The sequence below is a fragment of the Pseudomonas sp. 1121_17 genome (assembly GCF_052850745.1).
Genome location: NZ_VXCX01000002.1, coordinates 317,224 through 333,146 on the forward strand (window position 1 = coordinate 317,224; position 15,923 = coordinate 333,146).

Genomic DNA, 15,923 nt, shown 5'->3' on the forward strand with positions numbered 1-15,923 from the left:
CAAGGACCAAGTGGGTCCCCAAGCTCATTGTTCTGGAGAACTATGATGGATGCGTCCGCCAAATTCGCAATATGACCGGTGCGCATCGACGTTGAACTATTCATGACACCTGTCACCCTAACCTTGTGCAGCTATCTACGGCTCAGGCAGACCCTGAGCCTCCCCACTGACACACGAAGGTTTGACGAACATGAAGAGTGAACAGGTTGAAGGCGTAGTAGAACAAGTTGCCGGTAAAGCCCAAAGCGCTGTCGGGAAGCTGTTTGGTGATTCCAGCCTCGAGGCAGAAGGTGCGGGCCGCCAGGCATGCGGTCAAGTGACCCAGGCCTACGGCGATGCAATGAACAGCGTGTCCACCTTCGTCAAAGAAAAGCCAGTGACTGCGATGGCTATTGGCGCGATTGCCCTGTTGGTGCTGGATCGCGTTCTGCGCCGCTGAGTCCAGGCAGGAGCGTCTAGTAATTCTCCCGGTTAGCCGTTGAATGCGAGAGGCACTGCTTGAGCCTCCGCGAGCTCCAGCATTGAACACAATCTGTACTACTGTTGGGCCTCCGTCTGATTAGCTGGAGGCTCAATTGTTTCCGCATCTCCCTGGACTATCCGTTAGCACGCCGCAATCTGCTGTCCTGCTGGAAAGCAGGCCATGAGCAAAAGGGATATGATCCGGTGAGTTCCGAGGCCGCTCGCGCTGACAGTGTTAAGGGCTGTGGAGTAGGGCAGTAACACACACCATCGGATAACCTGCCGGAGCGGAAGGTGCAGTAATGTTTTTAAGCCTCGAAGTGCGCAGCTATGAGCGGGACACCCCTCACCATCACCACGAGCATGCTCAATTGGTCCTGCCGATTCGCGGCCGTATGGACATAGACGTAAACGGTCGCGGCGGCTGCATCGATCAGTCATTGGCGGCACTTGTGGAACCTGGCTCAGAGCACTCGCAACACTGCGATATCGATAGCCGCTTTTTGGTCCTTGACTGCGCGCCTTCCACGCTGGAAACGCTCCACGTCGAGCGCCTGGCTCGAAACATCTATGTGCCGATTCCCCCCGCAACGCGTCGGCTCATCGAGTTCGCCGAGTTGATAGGTCATGCGCAACTCTCCATCGCGACGTGCCAGCTGGGGCCCTTGTTGTTGTCCTCCCTGAGCCCGGACGCTGCCTGTTTTACCGACCCTATAGAGCGGTTGATCGGTCGTCTTCGGAGCAATCCTGGAGCCCATTGGAACAATGAAACCATGGCTCGGTTTGCCAACATGAGCGTGAGCCAGCTGCATCAGCGATTCCGGCAAGTGTTCGACATGAGTCCGCAGGCCTGGTTGACCGAGTTGCGTGTGCAGGAAGCGCAGCGATGGTTACGTGGAACCGCCTTGCCCATTGCTGAAATAGCCTTGCGTGCGGGCTTCAGCGACCAGGCATCGCTGACACGCACCATGCAGCGCCTGAAAGCCACGACCCCGGCGGCCTATCGTCGTGCGCAGCAACAGCCCGGGTAAAGAATTGCGCAGTTAGCGACAATATTCACCGAATCAGCTGCTCCAGACTTCACACATCAAGTTTGGAGCGCGGGTGAAATGGGTGCAGATCGATTATTGCTGAAAGGTATCCTCTACGGGGTGTGCGCGGGTCTGTGCTGGGGGGTGATCTTCCTCGGCCCGCAACTGACCCCCGAACTGAGCGGCCTGCAATTCGCCGTGCTGAGGTTTCTTTGCTATGGCGTGATTTCAGGGGCGCTGCTCGCACCTCGCTGGAAACGCGTGTGCGCCAAGCTCAGCAAGGCAGACTGGAAGTCGCTGTTCTGGCTCAGCCTGATAGGAAATCTCATCTACTACACGCTGGTGGGCACCGGTGTGCAGTTGGTTGGCATAGCTACAACATCGCTGATTGTCGGGCTGATTCCGGTGCTCATCACACTGGCAGGTCGGCATGACGAAAATGCCGTTCCGCTGCGCAAGCTCGTTCCTTCACTGTGCTGTGCAGTGGGCGGGGTAACGCTCATCAGTTGGCATGCAATTACCAACGGCGACCGAACCGATATTCTCACCAACATCGCAGGGATTCTGTGCGCGGCGGGCGCGTTAGTATCCTGGAGCTGGTTCGCGGTGAGTAACGCTCGGCGTCTGGTTCAGGTCGCCAGCGTTTCCTCCAACGACTGGGCACTGCTGACAGGGGTCATGACGGGCGCTCAATCATTGCTCCTGGCGCTACCTGTGCTGGGGTGGCAGACCGGAACGTACGGCAACACTGAATGGCTTGATTTTCTTCTGGTAGCTGGCGGAGTAGCTTTTCTGTCTTCCGTGGTGGGCGGCGCATGCTGGAACCAGGCGAGCCGGCTCCTGCCCTTGGCACTGAGTGGGCAAGTGCTCGTGATAGAGACATTGGCTGCGCTGCTTATTGGCTTTTTATGGGAGCATCGGCTTCCTGACCCATACGAAATTGCAGCAATTGCGCTGCTGGTTACAGGTGTTGTCTGGTGTCTGAATTGTCACCGGACTCAGCATCACGGGGATAGCCGGGTCATGCCGCTTTAGGAAGCGCACCGGGTGAGCAGGTGGCAGCTACTGCCACATGACTGATCACGCTCAATGTCGCACTGACTGTTAGATACCACCATGGCTTCGCCAGCCCAAGCCGTATCGATGATCGCCAAGCGGCTCCTGGCCGGTGCGTCAACCTAGCCGAGGAGTCGCTCAAGCGCTCGTTCGATATCGAGTTTGGCCTGCGACGTAATCGTCCCAGGGTGTTGGTCGAACATGTGTGGTGCCCCAGGGTAAACATGAAGTTCTACCGGCACACCGGAGCGAGACAACCTCATCGCGAAGTCGACGCTCTCTTCCATGAACAAATCCAGCGCACCTACCGAGATAAAGGTGGGAGGTAAATTGTTCAGGTCCTGCTGCATAGCTGCTGAGAAGTAGCCAATGCGCTCGTCATCAAGACCGTAGTTTCCACGCAGGGCTTCCCAGCAAAACTGATTGGCTTGAGGCTGCCAGCCAATTTTCCCTGTGGTGATATTGGTAAACGGCGATTCGGCACGCCCTGAGCGATAGTCCAGCATCGGATAGATCAAGACCTGCCCCATGAGCGGATACTCACCCCGGTCGCGCGCCAATATTGCCAAGGCTGCAGCTAGCCCGCCGCCGGCACTGTGCCCCATCACAACTAGTCTTCGAGTGTCGGCCTTGAGGTCTTGATGATTGCTGAATATCCAGGCCAGTGCTGTGTAGCAATCTTCAAGTGGAGCAGGGAATGGATGTTCAGGTGCAAGTCGGTAATCAACAGCGACGATCACCGTATGCAGGTGTTGCGCCAGATCGGCCAGATAATCGTCCGCCATTTCAGGCTGACCGAGTACGAAGCCGCCGCCGTGAACGTAGAGAATCACTGGACAGGTTTTGCCATCAGTTACCGTCTCGGGTCTGTAGAGACAAAGGCGCAATTGTGCACGGTCCAGCCCATCAGCCCAGACCGTCTGACAACGCGCCTGGTTTCGGGGCTTGAAAGTCGCATGGACACGCTGTCTGATGCCAGGCAGCGCATCCAGCGACCAAATCTCAGCGCCGCTGGCTAAAAAGCTGCGGAAATCGGGGTCAAGCAGTTCATGTGGTTTCACTGTTGCGCACCTTTTCCCGTCGTGATGAGGCGCTTCTGATCGAAGCGCCCTGAAGATTACGCTACAGCCACGCTTTGATTTGCGCACAAACGGCTGTGGTGGAGATGCCATATCGATCATGCAGCGTCGGCAGCGCACCGGCGTCGAGGAAGGCATCAGGCAGCGCGATCTGCCTGAAAGTTGGCGTCACGCCATTGCGTAGCAGCAAGCCGGCAACCGCCTCACCCAAACCGCCGATGATCGAGCTGTTTTCTGCGGTGACGACCAAACGTCCAGACTTGCGCGCCTCGGCGAGGATGGTTTGTTCGTCCAGCGGCTTGATTGTCGGTACGTGCAGCACGGCGACGTCTACGCCATCGGCTTGCAGTGCCTTGGCTGCTTCCAGCGAGCGCATGGTCATGAGCCCGGTGGAGATGATCAGGACATCTTTGCCAGTGCGCAGCGTCTTGGCCTTGCCGATCTCGAATTTATAGCCGTATTCATCCAACACCAGCGGCACGTTGCCGCGCAGCAGGCGCATATAAACCGGGCCTTGATGCGCTGCGATCGCAGGCACTGCCTGTTCTATCTCCAAGGCATCGCACGGGTCGACGATCATAAGGTTAGGCATGGCACGGAAGATCGCCAGATCGTCAGTCGCCTGGTGGCTTGGGCCATAGCCGGTGGTGAGCCCAGGCAAGCCGCAGACGATCTTGACGTTGAGGTTCTCTTCGGCGATGGCCATGCAGATGAAATCATAAGCGCGGCGTGAAGCGAACACGGCGTAGGTGGTGGCAAAAGGCACGAAGCCTTCGCGGGCCATACCGGCCGCGGCGCTCATCAGCAATTGCTCGGCCATGCCCATCTGATAGAAGCGATCGGGGTGCGCTTTGGCGAAGATATGCAGGTCGGTGTACTTGGACAAGTCAGCGGAGAGGCCGACGATATCCGCACGTTGCTCGGCAAGCGCCGCCAGGGCATGGCCGAACGGTGCCGATCTGGTGGCCTGGCCTTCAGAGGCAATGGAGGCAATCATCGCCGAGGTGGTCAGGCGCTTCTTGGCCGGTGCGCCAGTCGAAGTAGGGGCGGCGTTGCTCATTGGTGTTTTCCTTCTTCAAGGTTGTTCAGGGCCAGATCCCATTCGTGTTCTTCCACGCGAATGAAGTGGGTTTTCTCTCGGGTTTCCAGGAACGGCACACCCTTGCCCATTTTTGTGTCGCAGATGATCACGCGGGGCTGTGCGCCTGGGTGGCTGCGGGCAGCATCGAAGGCGGCGACCAGTGCATCGATGTCATTGCCATCGACCCGCTGGGTAAACCAGCCAAACGACTGCCAGCGCTCAACGATGGGTTCGAAAGACAGGATTTCACTCGAATAACCGTCGGCCTGCTGGTTGTTCACATCGACAATGGCGATCAGGTTGTCGAGCTTCCAGTGCGAGGCCGACATCACCGCTTCCCAGGTAGAGCCTTCATTCAGCTCGCCGTCAGACAGCAGGTTGTAAACGAAGGAGGCTGAATCTTTGCGCTTGAGCGCGAGGCAGGCGCCAACCGCAATGCCCAGGCCTTGGCCCAACGAGCCACCGGTAATTTCCATGCCAGGGGTGTAGGCGGCCATGCCCGACATCGGCAGGCGGCTGTCGTCGGCCCCGTAGGTTTCCAGCTCTTCGAGCGGGATGATCTGCGCTTCGATCAAGGCTGCATACAGCGCAATGGCGTAGTGCCCAATCGACAGGTAGAAGCGGTCACGCTGCTCCCACTCGGGATCTTCGGGGCGATGGTTCATTGCGTGAAAATACGAAACCGCAAGCAGATCCGCAGCACCGAGGGCTTGGCCAACATAGCCTTGACCCTGGACTTGACCCATTTTCAGCGCATGCCGGCGGATGCTATGTGCGCGTTCGACAAGGGTAATTGCGGCTGCGGATGAAGGATTGTTAGTCATGATGAAACTCCATTAACTCAACGATTGACCAGGGCGGCAGGGATGCGCAGTACCAGCGTGGCGCCGGCAAACAGCACGCCGGTAATCAGGTACATGCCGATGGCGCTGGAGCCGGTCACTGTGGTGATCCAGCCAATCAAGTAAGGCGAGCAGAATCCAGCGAGGTTGGCGAAGCTGTTGACCGCCGCAATACCCGCCGCCGCAGAAACGCCACCCAGCAATGTGGTGGGCAGCATCCAGAACAAGGACGTTGCGGACAGGATTCCGGAGGCAGCAAGGCAGAGACTGAGGATGGACAGGGTCACATTGCCACCCACCATCGCGGCCAGGCTCAGGCCGATAGCGCCGGCGATCATGGGCACGATCAGGTGCCAGCGCCGCTCGCGGTATTTGTCACCACTGCGCCCGACCAGCAGCATTGCCACGATCGCGCAGAGATAGGGCAGGCTGGTCAGAAAACCGATATGCAATGGATCGGTAACTCCCGCGTTACGTACCAGGGTCGGCAACCAGAAGGTGATCGCGTACTGGCCCATAACCACGCAGAAGTAGATGGCGGCCAGCAACCACAGACGGCGGTCGCGAATGAACTCGCCGACGGAGGCATGGGTGACTTTCTGCTGGTTGTCTTCTGCCAGTTCACGGGTGATCAAGGCCTTTTCTTCGTCATTCAGCCAAGTGGCTTGATGCACCCCATCTTTGAGGTAACTCAACACCAGCAGGCCGACAACGACTGTCGGAATCGCCTCCAGGACGAACATCCATTGCCATCCCGCCCAACCATGCACGCCGGCAAAGTGGTTCATGATCCAGCCGGAAAGAGGGCCACCGACCATGCCCGAGAGTGGAATGGCGATGAACCACAGCACGGTCATGCGAGCACGACGATAAGACGGGAACCAGTAGGTGAGATACAGCAATAGCCCGGGCGCGAGGCCGGCTTCGGCGATGCCGAGCAAGAAACGCAGCGCGTAGAACTGCCAAGCTGTCTCGACGAAGGCGAACAGTGCAGAAATGATGCCCCAGGTGATCATGATCCGGGCGATCCACATCCGTGCGCCAACCTTGTGCAGGATGATGTTGCTCGGTACCTCGCAAAGGAAGTAACCGATGAAGAACATGCCGGCGCCAAGCCCGTACACCGTTTCGCTGAGGGCCAGGTCGTTCATCATTTGCAGCTTGGCAAAGCCGACGTTGACGCGATCAAGGTACGCGCACAGGTAGCACAGCATCAGGAACGGCATCAGGCGCCAGGCCGTTTTACGGTAGGCGGAGGCACGCACGGTCGAAACCGCTTCCAGCGACAGGGTAGTCATGATGGTCTGATCTCTTGTTTTTATTGACTGCCAGGCCAACAGACCTGGCTATGTCATCGATCCAGAACCGCACGGGCCGCGCAGGCCCGCCAGGTGTGATCAGTGAATCAGCATGCCGCCGTTCACATCCAGCGTGATGCCTGTGAGGTAAGAGGATAGGTCGCTGGCCAGGAACAGGGCAGCGTTGGCAACGTCCTGCGCGGCGCCTAGGCGGCCCAGCGGAATGCCTTCGATGATCGCGTGGCGGCGCTCGTCCTGCATCAGCCCGCCAGTGATATCGGTGTGGATCAAACCAGGGGTGATCGAGTTGACGCGAATGTTGTCAGGCCCCAGTTCACGCGCCATGGCTTTGCCCAGGCCCAGAACGCCGGCCTTGGCTGCGCTGTAGTGCGGGCCGCCGAAGATACCGCCGCCACGCTGGGCAGAAACCGAAGACATGCACACGATGCTGCCGGCAGACTGTTGACGCATCAGCGGGATCACGGCTTGGGACATCAGCAGCGTGCCACGCAGGCTCACATCCAGCACCTTGTCGTAGTCTGAAGGGCGGATGTCGAGGGTCTTCAGCGGTTGGGTGATGCCCGCATTGTTGATGAGCACATCGATGCGACCGTAGTGCTCGATGACCTTGGCGACGGCCTGCTGAACCTGCGCTTCGTCGGCAACGTTGGCAGCGAGGCCGAGGTGGCCTTCACCGAGCGATGCAGCGGCATCGCGGGCAGCGGATTCGTCCAGGTCAATGATCACCACATGAGCGCCGTGCTGGGCAAACGTGGTAGCGGTAGCGCGGCCAATGCCACGGGCAGATGCAGCACCGGTGATGATTGCGACTTTGCCTTGAAGAAGCATGGTGGTTTACCTCGAATTGTTTTTATTAAGGTCGATCTGCGAAAAATCGATGGGCTCAGCTTGTTCTCCACAGGTGGCCTGAGCAATAAGCCGAATGTCACTCGATGCTGAAAAAAATTCAGCACTCGTCAAGGCCGCAACGTGGTGATTGAATGGAAGTAGTCCGATACCTACAAGAAATGCCATGGAGGTGCCATGCGCACTGATGCCGATGCACCGATCATCCTGCCACCGCTGAGAGCAATTCAGGCCTTCGAGCAAACGGCTCGCTTCGGCAACGTCGCCAGGGCAGCGGAAGTGCTGGATTTGACTCCGTCAGCGGTCAGCCATCAACTGGCCAAGCTCGAGGGCATGATCGGCAGGCAGTTATTCGTCCGGGCCGCACGCGGTGTTTCTCTAACGCCGGTCGGGGAGCAATACCTCAAGGAAATCTCCGGCATCCTGCATAGCCTTGCGGTGGCCACCGAACGCGCCGCCAGCGATGTCAGCCTCGACTGTTTGCGCCTGCACTCATCGCCCAGCTTTGGCCTGCTCTGGCTGATGCCCCGACTGGAAGCTTTTCGCGCGAGTCACCCAGATATTCAGCTCAATCTTTCCTGCTCATACGAGTCGCTGCACTTCAGCCGGGACAAGATCGATGTGGACATCCGCCATGGCACGCCCAACTGGCCCAGTTACGAGGTGCGTACCGTGCGCAATGAGAATTTCGCTGTGCTGTGTTCGCCTAAGCTGCTCGCGCAGTGGCCTGTTGGAGCGGCAGCGGATCTGCTGGACCGCGATCTGGTGCTGTCGGAAGCCACGCTGCTGAAGTGGCCGCAGTGGTTTGCCCAGCATGGTTTGGCTCGGCCTGAACGGCCTTACGCGCTGAGTTTCGATCGGTCTTACATGTCGCTGGAAGCCGCCAGCCATGGGCTTGGGTTCGCACTGGAAAGCACCCTGCTTGCGCAGAAGTACCTGGCGGCTGGCACGTTGGTCGAGGTTGCGCCGCAATCACTTAGCGCGCCGGTGGCGGCGCATCATCTTGTGTTTCCGAAGGCCCACTCGAACTTTCCACGCGTACGGCGCTTTCTGGAGTGGATGGAAAGTGAGCTGGGGCATGAGTTTGCTTATTGAGGCTGCCGGCATCCGGTGGGAGCGAATATTCAGCCTGCGCCGATTTGTTTCAACAGCGCCGCCACAATGGCCTCGGGCCGGTCTTCTTGCATGAGATGACCGCAATTCTCGACTCGAATACAGGGCTGCTGGGCAATCAGCTCGGCAAGACGCTCGCCCTGCGCATACGGAATCCAAGCGTCTTCAGCGCCCCACAAAACCGACACCGGGCAATCAAGGCTTGTATATAGCGGCTGAATCTCGTCAGTGAACGCTTGATCCATCTGCGCGATCTGCCGATAGAACGCAGGCTGACCAACTTCACCCACCCAAGGGGCACTGTAGATGCGCAGGGCTTCTTCACTCAACGGGTTCGCTGCTGAGGTTTGCAGGTAAGCAGCCAGCAGCGCGCGGTGCATGTAATCGGGCATTCCAGCAAATGCTGCCTCGTGTTGGCGGACATGCTGGACGAACGGCGAGCCCCACGGAGCCAAAGCGACTGCGTCGAACAGGGTAAGAGACGCGTAGCGCAGGCCGTTCAGGTAGTACGCTCGCAGGGCAGTAGCACCGCCAAAGTCATGTGCGAGCACGTCTGGCCGGTTCAAGCCCCATTCTTTGAAGAGCGCAGTGAGCACGTTGTTCTGGACGGCCAGCGAAACGTCTTGACCCGCCCTCATCTCAGACTGGCCATACCCGACCAGATCGAAGTAGTACACGGTGCGATGGCCAGCTAGCAGGGGAACGATGCGCCTCCAGACCTGGGAGGAAAAAGGCGTGCCGTGGATGGCTACCAAGGGGGCGCCTGACCCCATCTTTCCCCATCTGACGGCGTTGCCTTCGATGATTGACGTGTAGGGTAGATCCAGCATGGCTCACCTCATATTGTCATTTAGCTAAATGACTATATGATGCCGCAATGGACAGATCAATACAGATGAAAGCGATGAGCAGCGCGGTTCGGGTAATGATACTTCGATTGCTTGCGAAGCCTCATGAACACTTTGCAGATCAGTGGTCGGCAGATCCTGCTGAACTCGGCGTTTGCATGACGCTAATTGCCAAGGCGCTGGGTGTCGCTCAGCCGACCGCAAGCCGGCATTTGGAGATTCTTGTGCAGGCGGGGTTTGTAACGGTGGCCAAGAAGCACAGATGGTCGTATTGCGCGCGTAATGAGCCGATGATCGCCGAGTATCTAGAGTGGCTGGCGCGGGAATTGGCGGTAGGGAAGGGCTCACAGGGGGCGGTGTGAACCCTCAACAGCAAACTCGGTTTTTCGCAGCTTTGGAGGAGGGTATTTCGTGGGTAATGGTCGTGACCAATACCGTGATGCCTATCCAACACATAGTACATTTTCAATGGCTAGGCACATCGAGTCGGCATTAAGTTGAGAGAGCTGCGAGTGGCAGGCAGGCTCTCAGTCTTGTGCGTTTCGAAAACCACGTGGTTTCACACTGCTCTTAAGCGTCGGTGGAATTCATAGAGCGTTCTCGCTGATACACTGCTTTTTGTTCTGACAATTGCCAATCGGCTGGAGTGAAATGGATATCAGAGATTTTGCCTCGCTCATAAATTTGATATGAGAAAGTGTTCGGTCATGTCAGGCGGTGGTAGTTTTGGATTGGCTGACCTTTAGACCTCACCGGTCGAGTTTTTATCGCTGGCGGAGGACGATTTTGAGCGGGGCGGACTGGCGGCGCTAGTCAACGCTACAGCCAATGCAAAACGTGCCATTGTCAGCCAGCTAGATCAATTGTTGACCTCTTTTGGCTATCCGTCGTTCAGATGGAACGTGCCGAAGAAGATTGAACGGCTGGCTCTGAATGTTGACTTCGCTCAGGCGTCCGGAGACCTGAAGGTTGCCGGGGAAACTGGTTACGTTTAGCAGACGTAGCTTGTGCTAGCCAGTTTTCAGCGCCAGGTGTAGAAACGGACATTCGTGACAGGTAAACCTAAGAAAGGATGTGGGGATGGTAACGCATGAGGCTGATTTTTCACCGTCCGGGGTTTTGTGTAAAACCGACAGGGGTTAGTGGAAGTGGACACAAGACCCGCAGCGCGGAAAATAATACTCTATTTAACTTATGGGCGATGACCGATGTTCATAAGCCGTCCCGAGCCCAGTAGTAGTGTGAGCTGTACGGTCAAATACAGGTGCGGTTGTTCACAGATTTATGTTCATGATGTGTCTGTTTGAATTGTTAAGTAATGAATTTCGAGACTGAAATCTCCAAAAAGGTGATCAGCCTTGCCCAAACCGAGCGCCGAACCATTCTCGGCGCTACGGGCATTGGACTACAACGTCACGCGCACCGCGGCAGCGTTGGGTATCACGCGGCCGACGCTCTGTAAAAAGCTTAAGTAGTACAACGCGAATGTGTGAGAAGCCCGGGAAAGGAGGCTCAAGCGTCCACAGTATTGCGAGCGAGATCAAGTACGACGATTTTCACGCGCCCTTGTGCAACTGCCTGGCAACGTGCTTGTAGCATCTGGGCCATTTCTTCCGGGGACGAAGGCGCCGCGACACCTCTACCTGGCCCCTGAAGTCTGGCGTGCTTGCCGAACCATAGGACGAGATAGATACCTAGGCCGCCAGCCTTATGATCGGTCGTATAGAGCCTGTCGAGCTGTCGATCCGCTGCATCCCAGACTGCGGGATGCCACTGGCCCTTGATCTCGATAGGCAGGCTTGCGCTTGGGCTTTGGGTCGAGCACATGATGTCGACCTCCTTGTCAGCAGCTATATGTTTCTCAGGATCATACACAACGCCTGCGGAGCCCTGGCGAAGAAGTGCGAGAAGATAATCCCGGCAACGGTCTTCCTTTTGGTGATTTATCTGATCATCGAGGTAGAAACCTCTCCAGGAGTCTATATCGTCACTCTTGATCATGGCCTGTATGGCTCTGAGCTCCTCTATTACCCAGGCTTGCAAGTCAACAGAACTGCGGGGTGGTTCGTCCCTTGTGATAGCAATCAGATCCCCCAGTGTTGGAGGGGTGAACGTCGATTCGTGGCAAAGGCGCTGCTGCCTGGACTTTGCGTCGAGTAACAGCGTTGTATAGGTATCGCGTGGAGCGTCGCTGAGTCTAGTCAAAGCGTCTATTGCTTCGGGAGTTGTGAGGCTCCCCAAGGTATGGATGAGCTGGGCGAGCCCCCCTTCGTTGCTGCCAAACCACGCCGGTTCGACGATTTCGCCAATAGGGGTCTCGGAGTGTGGCCACGACGAGCGGAAGTTGGAAATTGTCCACTCGACCAGCGAGACGTCCAGTTTGATCGTGTGTCCATCGGTGCCGTGGTAATACCCGATCACTAGGTAGCGAAGGTAATCCAGCAATTGCTCTTGCACCGGAGCAGCAGCTAATCGGTCAGCTGTCTTTTCAAAGTCGATCGCCAGTTCGACAACGTCCCAAATCAATTGGTGCTCCGAAGGCAGTGAGCGGCGAGTCTGGGTGAGCGTTTTCAGCAGATCATACTCACCGGCGTCCAGAAGCATTTTTACAAGCTGTTTCTCACGAATGCAGGGTATCGATGGTAATCGGTGCAGCCATTCTGCAGCCAAACTCGCAGCTACTTCGTTGGCTTTTTTGTAATGCAAGAGCTCGTCCAGTGCGTCGCTGCCAGCGTCCGTCAGGACTCGGGGTTCGTAAGCTAATCGCAGTGCCTCCCGCCACAACCCTCTCGTTTGCAGCTCAGCGTCGAGCACCAAGCGCACAGGCTGTGGATCATGGGAGATCCAGAGACGAAACGCTAACGATGCAGTTATTAACTGAAGGTCTGTGAGATCGCTGAAGCCCATTCCTATTCTGTGGCGTTCAGAGATCGCCGCTATGATGACCAGCGGTGAAATCCCCTCCGGTCCGCCGATTTCAGGGGGATCAAAAAACCAATCCTGGGTTGAGTAAAACCCGGCCACCTCTGAACTTGAAAGCGTGCAAGGAATGCGCTGCAGGTAAGCCTCGAATCCGCTCAGCGCATCTTGGGCCAGCTCTTTGTCCAGCCACTCAGCCAGGCATTTGTCAGCCGTAGCTTCAGAGCTATAGTCCCGCGCTCGGCCCAAATAGACCATTGCCGGTCGTACCAGGTGTTCAAAGCGTCCATCCCGAAGGAACCTGGCGTTGCGCTGATAATCTAGCAAAAGTTCGGCCCGTTTCCGCTCACGTTCTTGATCGTTGATCCGGGTTGTCGTGCTGATGAGTTCAGCAATCGCCTCTTGCGTCGGCCCGAGTGGTAATTGGTCGAGCCATTGCAGCCGCTCAGGATAATTCGATGCAAAAGCGCGAGCCGCCACGCGCAAGTCAGCGCCCTGATCGTCGCTGTGCGACATCAGTGTTACCACCGACCGCCAACGCTCATCGTTCAGCTCATTGGGGTCGAGGACATCGAGCAGCGAAATGGCATCGGCCTCTGTGCACCAAAGAGCGTTGGATATACACCCCAAGTCGTAATGCCGACTACCCATGGTTGATTCGCCATCGTCCCTCAGCAAGGCAAGTTGTTGCAGGGCGCGTCGCAGACCATGATCGTTTTCGAGATAGTCGTGAACATCGCTGCGTGGAAATTGAAAGGCCCCATGAGAGGTTGCGAACTGTAGCCAGCGCAATAGATCGCTTGCGACGATGGCGGGGCTGTGAAAATAACTGGAGGTTAAGCGCATCACCAGATTTGCAAGCTCCGGTCTTTGTGGTGACTCGGCAGGCAACTCCAAAGCGATCGCAGCTTCTGTCAGACAATCAAGAAACCTGCTTATCCGCTCCTTGGGAAGGTGATCAATCAATGCATCATATTTGTTGTCTGCTTCACCCACGCGAAAGTCCTGGTGCGCGCAGGCGATCACCCATTTCACAATGTCGGCATCATCGAACGAGGCGTAACCTTTCAAACCAGCCAGATCCAGCCCCAGTCGTGCGCCGTCATCAGTATCTTGTGACGTGAGTAGCTGAATCAGCTCGTACGACTGTTCCGTCGACAGTGAATGGTACAACCCCTCAAGGGCCGCACGTCTGGGTGCAAAAAACTCTGCACAGTTGCGTACAATCGTTTGAAGCGTCGAGACCAACTTGTCCGCGATGCCAGTCCCCTTGATCGATTGAAGCAATATCAGCCGAAGCGTGAACGATTGCTGTGGCTGTTCCAGCAACGTCACCACTTCGCTTTCCATTCCCGGCCTGATCAAGCCTCTTAGTGATAGGCCGTGGGGGGGCGGTATAAATCCCGGATTGCGCGATGCCAATTGGCCCAGCGCAAGCAAAAGGGCGCGTACCTGAGGTAGTGCCAAGCGTTCGGGGTCACCGTATTCGATGACGCCTATGGGGTCTGTCGAGATCACCTCCGACATGAGATTAGGGTAGAGAGCCAGCCATCCATGCACACCACGCAAGCTTGCGGGGACGAGCCCGGTTCTATGAAATAAAGCGAATAAGCGTCGGCGTTTGCGCGGTGAGTCAGCCTGTCTTGAAAGCCAGCGAGCGGCCAGGTACTCGCCTAGGCTTCGATGGGTGTAGTTGAAACTATCCACTCCAACTGAATCGAACAGCCGTGTTCCAAGTACCTGCGAAAGGCAACCGCCGCCTGGTAACTCGCTCGCTTCTTTCAGCGGTAGCGCATGACGGCGACCAGATGTGCGACTGATGGAGTCGAAGTCACCTAGGATTAGTGCGGTGCACGCAGCTCCCGCAGCATCGAGTGCATCTCGCTCTGTGGGTGCTACCGCTGATTTGCTGGGCTTGTGCTCACTGAGCGACTGCGAAATCGCAAGTTCGAACAAGCCAGCGCGTCCCTCTGGAAGAGGTGATCCCGACGCGGCCGCGCCCATAATCAAGCCAAGAGTGTGCGGGTTCCCAAGCCAGTCATCGAGCCGACGGGCCCTAAGATATGCAATGAGATTGCATGCGCCCGTTTCGCCTAGTCGCTTGCGGAGAATCTGTTGAACCTGTTCGTCAGTAAGCGCCTTCAGATGCAGCTCTAAATGGGGTTTGTCGTAGAGCCCAAGACTTTCAAAAAGCTCGGCGCTCTCGGCATCCCGCCAGTCCGATGCGCGACATGACAGAATGAACCGGGGATAACCGAGGTTGGCCAGCGACACAAGCGTTTTTAACAAAGCGTCCGTTGAGGAGGAGGCCGCCAGCTCATCGAGGGCGTCGATCACCAGCACTTGAGTGGTGTCCAGGGGGTGTATTGGAGCGAGAGGAAGGCTCAAATGCCGCGTTGTGACAAACCGATAACCATGAGTGTCCGCTAACCACTTCAGCAGTGCGGTTTTTCCCATTCCGGCTTCACCCAGAATGATCAGTGGTCGATGGTCTTTGCGAAATAAAGAGTCGAGCTCGGAGTGTTCAAACTCGACTATTTCATCACTTTGGTGACGCCAGAGGGTTCTGGGGAGAAAATCTGAGTCCATTCAACGATTGGCCGTAACAGAAAGGGATGGAATTTCCGAGAATCTTATCAGTATTCCCCCCTAAGACAGAGCGTCTCGCTGTCAGATCGCCACCAGCCTGTAGTGGACTAATGAAACCAGGCACCCATTTAGGCGATTCCAGCTACGAGCTATGAGTCTGAAATCGCCACACCTATTAGGGCTCACTTCTGTATCACGACGAATTGGCCCTTAGAGGCTTAATTCTTGACCACGGGTACGCGCGGACAGGTTGCTCCGGACGACTTGGTTATTCTCCACCGGAGCCGCGTCATCACCCGATCGAAACTCGCCCAGGTCACGTTTGCTGGTCTCTGGCGAGAGTACAAGGCGATAAAGGTGATCCCCCTCATGCCAATTGCTAAACAAGCCACAGGCCACGACGCTCCTCTCGCCCACACCGACAAGCTCACAGCAGTTATGGGAGCTAACCCGCGCGCAAGTGCAGCGCTGATTTCTCTACCCAAAGCCAGGCTGCTGAAGTCCCTGGCGAGCGGCGGAGGCAGCGCTACATAGAATGCATCCGGGGAAAGGGTAGGTACTCACGCGCCCGACTGACATACCCCTTCCGAGGGCAACGTCACCTCATGCATGAAGGAGGCGCTCACGCAGACTGCCTGGACAGCCTCCCTAGGTCTATCGGTGATTACTCTCCATTGAGCCGCGGCCGAGATGATGCAAAAGCCGAGTCAAAACGGAGTCCCCTGTCTCGCTCCGCCC

Annotated in this window: 13 protein-coding genes; 6 read left to right on the forward strand and 7 right to left on the reverse strand. The window is 56.9% G+C overall.

What is annotated here, in order from left to right; all coding sequences use genetic code 11:
• Positions 1-190: 190 nt before the first annotated feature.
• The 3 genes from FW789_RS06335 to FW789_RS06345 all read left to right on the forward strand — a co-directional run bounded on the left by FW789_RS06335 (position 191) and on the right by FW789_RS06345 (position 2,528).
• Positions 191-439: a CsbD family protein gene (locus FW789_RS06335; RefSeq protein ID WP_101319281.1), complete on the forward strand. Its 249-nt coding sequence runs from the start codon at positions 191-193 to the stop codon at positions 437-439.
• A 325-nt stretch (positions 440-764) separates the two neighbouring features.
• Positions 765-1,493: an AraC family transcriptional regulator gene (locus FW789_RS06340; protein WP_103437288.1), complete on the forward strand. Its 729-nt coding sequence runs from the start codon at positions 765-767 to the stop codon at positions 1,491-1,493.
• Positions 1,494-1,571: 78 nt separating this feature from the next.
• Positions 1,572-2,528, forward strand: coding sequence for a DMT family transporter (locus tag FW789_RS06345; protein WP_103437289.1), 957 nt, complete (start codon positions 1,572-1,574; stop codon positions 2,526-2,528).
• A 143-nt stretch (positions 2,529-2,671) separates the two neighbouring features.
• Here the strand turns inward: FW789_RS06345 and FW789_RS06350 are convergent, their stop codons facing one another.
• From FW789_RS06350 to FW789_RS06370, 5 genes are all read right to left on the reverse strand, one after another.
• Entirely contained in the window at positions 2,672-3,610 is a 939-nt protein-coding gene (locus FW789_RS06350) for an alpha/beta hydrolase (protein WP_103437290.1), read from the reverse strand.
• A gap of 61 nt (positions 3,611-3,671) precedes the next feature.
• Positions 3,672-4,688 (reverse strand): transketolase family protein, encoded by a 1,017-nt coding sequence (locus FW789_RS06355; protein ID WP_103437291.1) that lies wholly within the window; start codon positions 4,686-4,688, stop codon positions 3,672-3,674.
• A complete protein-coding gene (locus tag FW789_RS06360) occupies positions 4,685-5,533 on the reverse strand; it encodes a transketolase (RefSeq protein WP_340610584.1) in 849 nt (282 codons plus the stop codon). Before FW789_RS06360 ends, FW789_RS06355 begins: the two co-directional genes overlap by 4 nt.
• Before the next feature lie 17 nt (positions 5,534-5,550).
• Entirely contained in the window at positions 5,551-6,849 is a 1,299-nt protein-coding gene (locus FW789_RS06365) for an MFS transporter (RefSeq protein ID WP_207074056.1), read from the reverse strand.
• A gap of 99 nt (positions 6,850-6,948) precedes the next feature.
• The gene (locus tag FW789_RS06370; protein WP_103437294.1) at positions 6,949-7,698 is read right to left on the reverse strand and encodes an SDR family NAD(P)-dependent oxidoreductase; all 750 of its coding nucleotides are present in this window, start codon (positions 7,696-7,698) and stop codon (positions 6,949-6,951) included.
• Between the two features lie 195 nt (positions 7,699-7,893).
• Between FW789_RS06370 and FW789_RS06375 the strand changes: the two genes are divergently transcribed.
• Entirely contained in the window at positions 7,894-8,811 is a 918-nt protein-coding gene (locus FW789_RS06375) for a LysR substrate-binding domain-containing protein (protein ID WP_446431159.1), read from the forward strand.
• 29 nt (positions 8,812-8,840) lie between these two features.
• On the opposite strand, the gene FW789_RS06380 is transcribed toward FW789_RS06375, so the two are convergent.
• The gene (locus tag FW789_RS06380) at positions 8,841-9,659 is read right to left on the reverse strand and encodes an alpha/beta fold hydrolase (protein ID WP_103437296.1); all 819 of its coding nucleotides are present in this window, start codon (positions 9,657-9,659) and stop codon (positions 8,841-8,843) included.
• A 65-nt stretch (positions 9,660-9,724) separates the two neighbouring features.
• On the opposite strand from FW789_RS06380, the gene FW789_RS06385 reads away from it, so the two are divergent.
• Positions 9,725-10,039 carry an ArsR/SmtB family transcription factor gene (locus tag FW789_RS06385; RefSeq protein WP_446431160.1) on the forward strand — a complete coding sequence of 105 codons (315 nt, stop codon included), beginning with the start codon at positions 9,725-9,727 and terminating at the stop codon, positions 10,037-10,039.
• Between the two features lie 1,038 nt (positions 10,040-11,077).
• Positions 11,078-11,152 carry a helix-turn-helix domain-containing protein gene (locus tag FW789_RS06390; RefSeq protein WP_446431240.1) on the forward strand — a complete coding sequence of 25 codons (75 nt, stop codon included), beginning with the start codon at positions 11,078-11,080 and terminating at the stop codon, positions 11,150-11,152.
• 37 nt (positions 11,153-11,189) lie between these two features.
• Here FW789_RS06390 and FW789_RS06395 read toward each other — a convergent pair whose 3' ends face one another.
• Positions 11,190-15,185: an NACHT domain-containing protein gene (locus FW789_RS06395; protein ID WP_446431161.1), complete on the reverse strand. Its 3,996-nt coding sequence runs from the start codon at positions 15,183-15,185 to the stop codon at positions 11,190-11,192.
• Positions 15,186-15,923 lie beyond the last annotated feature (738 nt).

What these genes read in the sequence shown, in the direction of transcription:
- FW789_RS06335 (WP_101319281.1), top strand. Translation starts at nt 191, where the DNA reads ATGAAGAGTGAACAGGTTGAAGGCGTAGTAGAACAAGTTGCCGGTAAA.
- FW789_RS06340 (WP_103437288.1), top strand. Translation starts at nt 765, where the DNA reads ATGTTTTTAAGCCTCGAAGTGCGCAGCTATGAGCGGGACACCCCTCAC.
- FW789_RS06345 (WP_103437289.1), top strand. Translation starts at nt 1,572, where the DNA reads ATGGGTGCAGATCGATTATTGCTGAAAGGTATCCTCTACGGGGTGTGC.
- FW789_RS06355 (WP_103437291.1), bottom strand. Translation starts at nt 4,688, where the DNA reads ATGAGCAACGCCGCCCCTACTTCGACTGGCGCACCGGCCAAGAAGCGC.
- FW789_RS06360 (WP_340610584.1), bottom strand. Translation starts at nt 5,533, where the DNA reads ATGACTAACAATCCTTCATCCGCAGCCGCAATTACCCTTGTCGAACGC.
- FW789_RS06365 (WP_207074056.1), bottom strand. Translation starts at nt 6,849, where the DNA reads ATGACTACCCTGTCGCTGGAAGCGGTTTCGACCGTGCGTGCCTCCGCC.
- FW789_RS06370 (WP_103437294.1), bottom strand. Translation starts at nt 7,698, where the DNA reads ATGCTTCTTCAAGGCAAAGTCGCAATCATCACCGGTGCTGCATCTGCC.
- FW789_RS06375 (WP_446431159.1), top strand. Translation starts at nt 7,894, where the DNA reads ATGCGCACTGATGCCGATGCACCGATCATCCTGCCACCGCTGAGAGCA.
- FW789_RS06380 (WP_103437296.1), bottom strand. Translation starts at nt 9,659, where the DNA reads ATGCTGGATCTACCCTACACGTCAATCATCGAAGGCAACGCCGTCAGA.
- FW789_RS06385 (WP_446431160.1), top strand. Translation starts at nt 9,725, where the DNA reads ATGAAAGCGATGAGCAGCGCGGTTCGGGTAATGATACTTCGATTGCTT.
- FW789_RS06395 (WP_446431161.1), bottom strand. Translation starts at nt 15,185, where the DNA reads ATGGACTCAGATTTTCTCCCCAGAACCCTCTGGCGTCACCAAAGTGAT.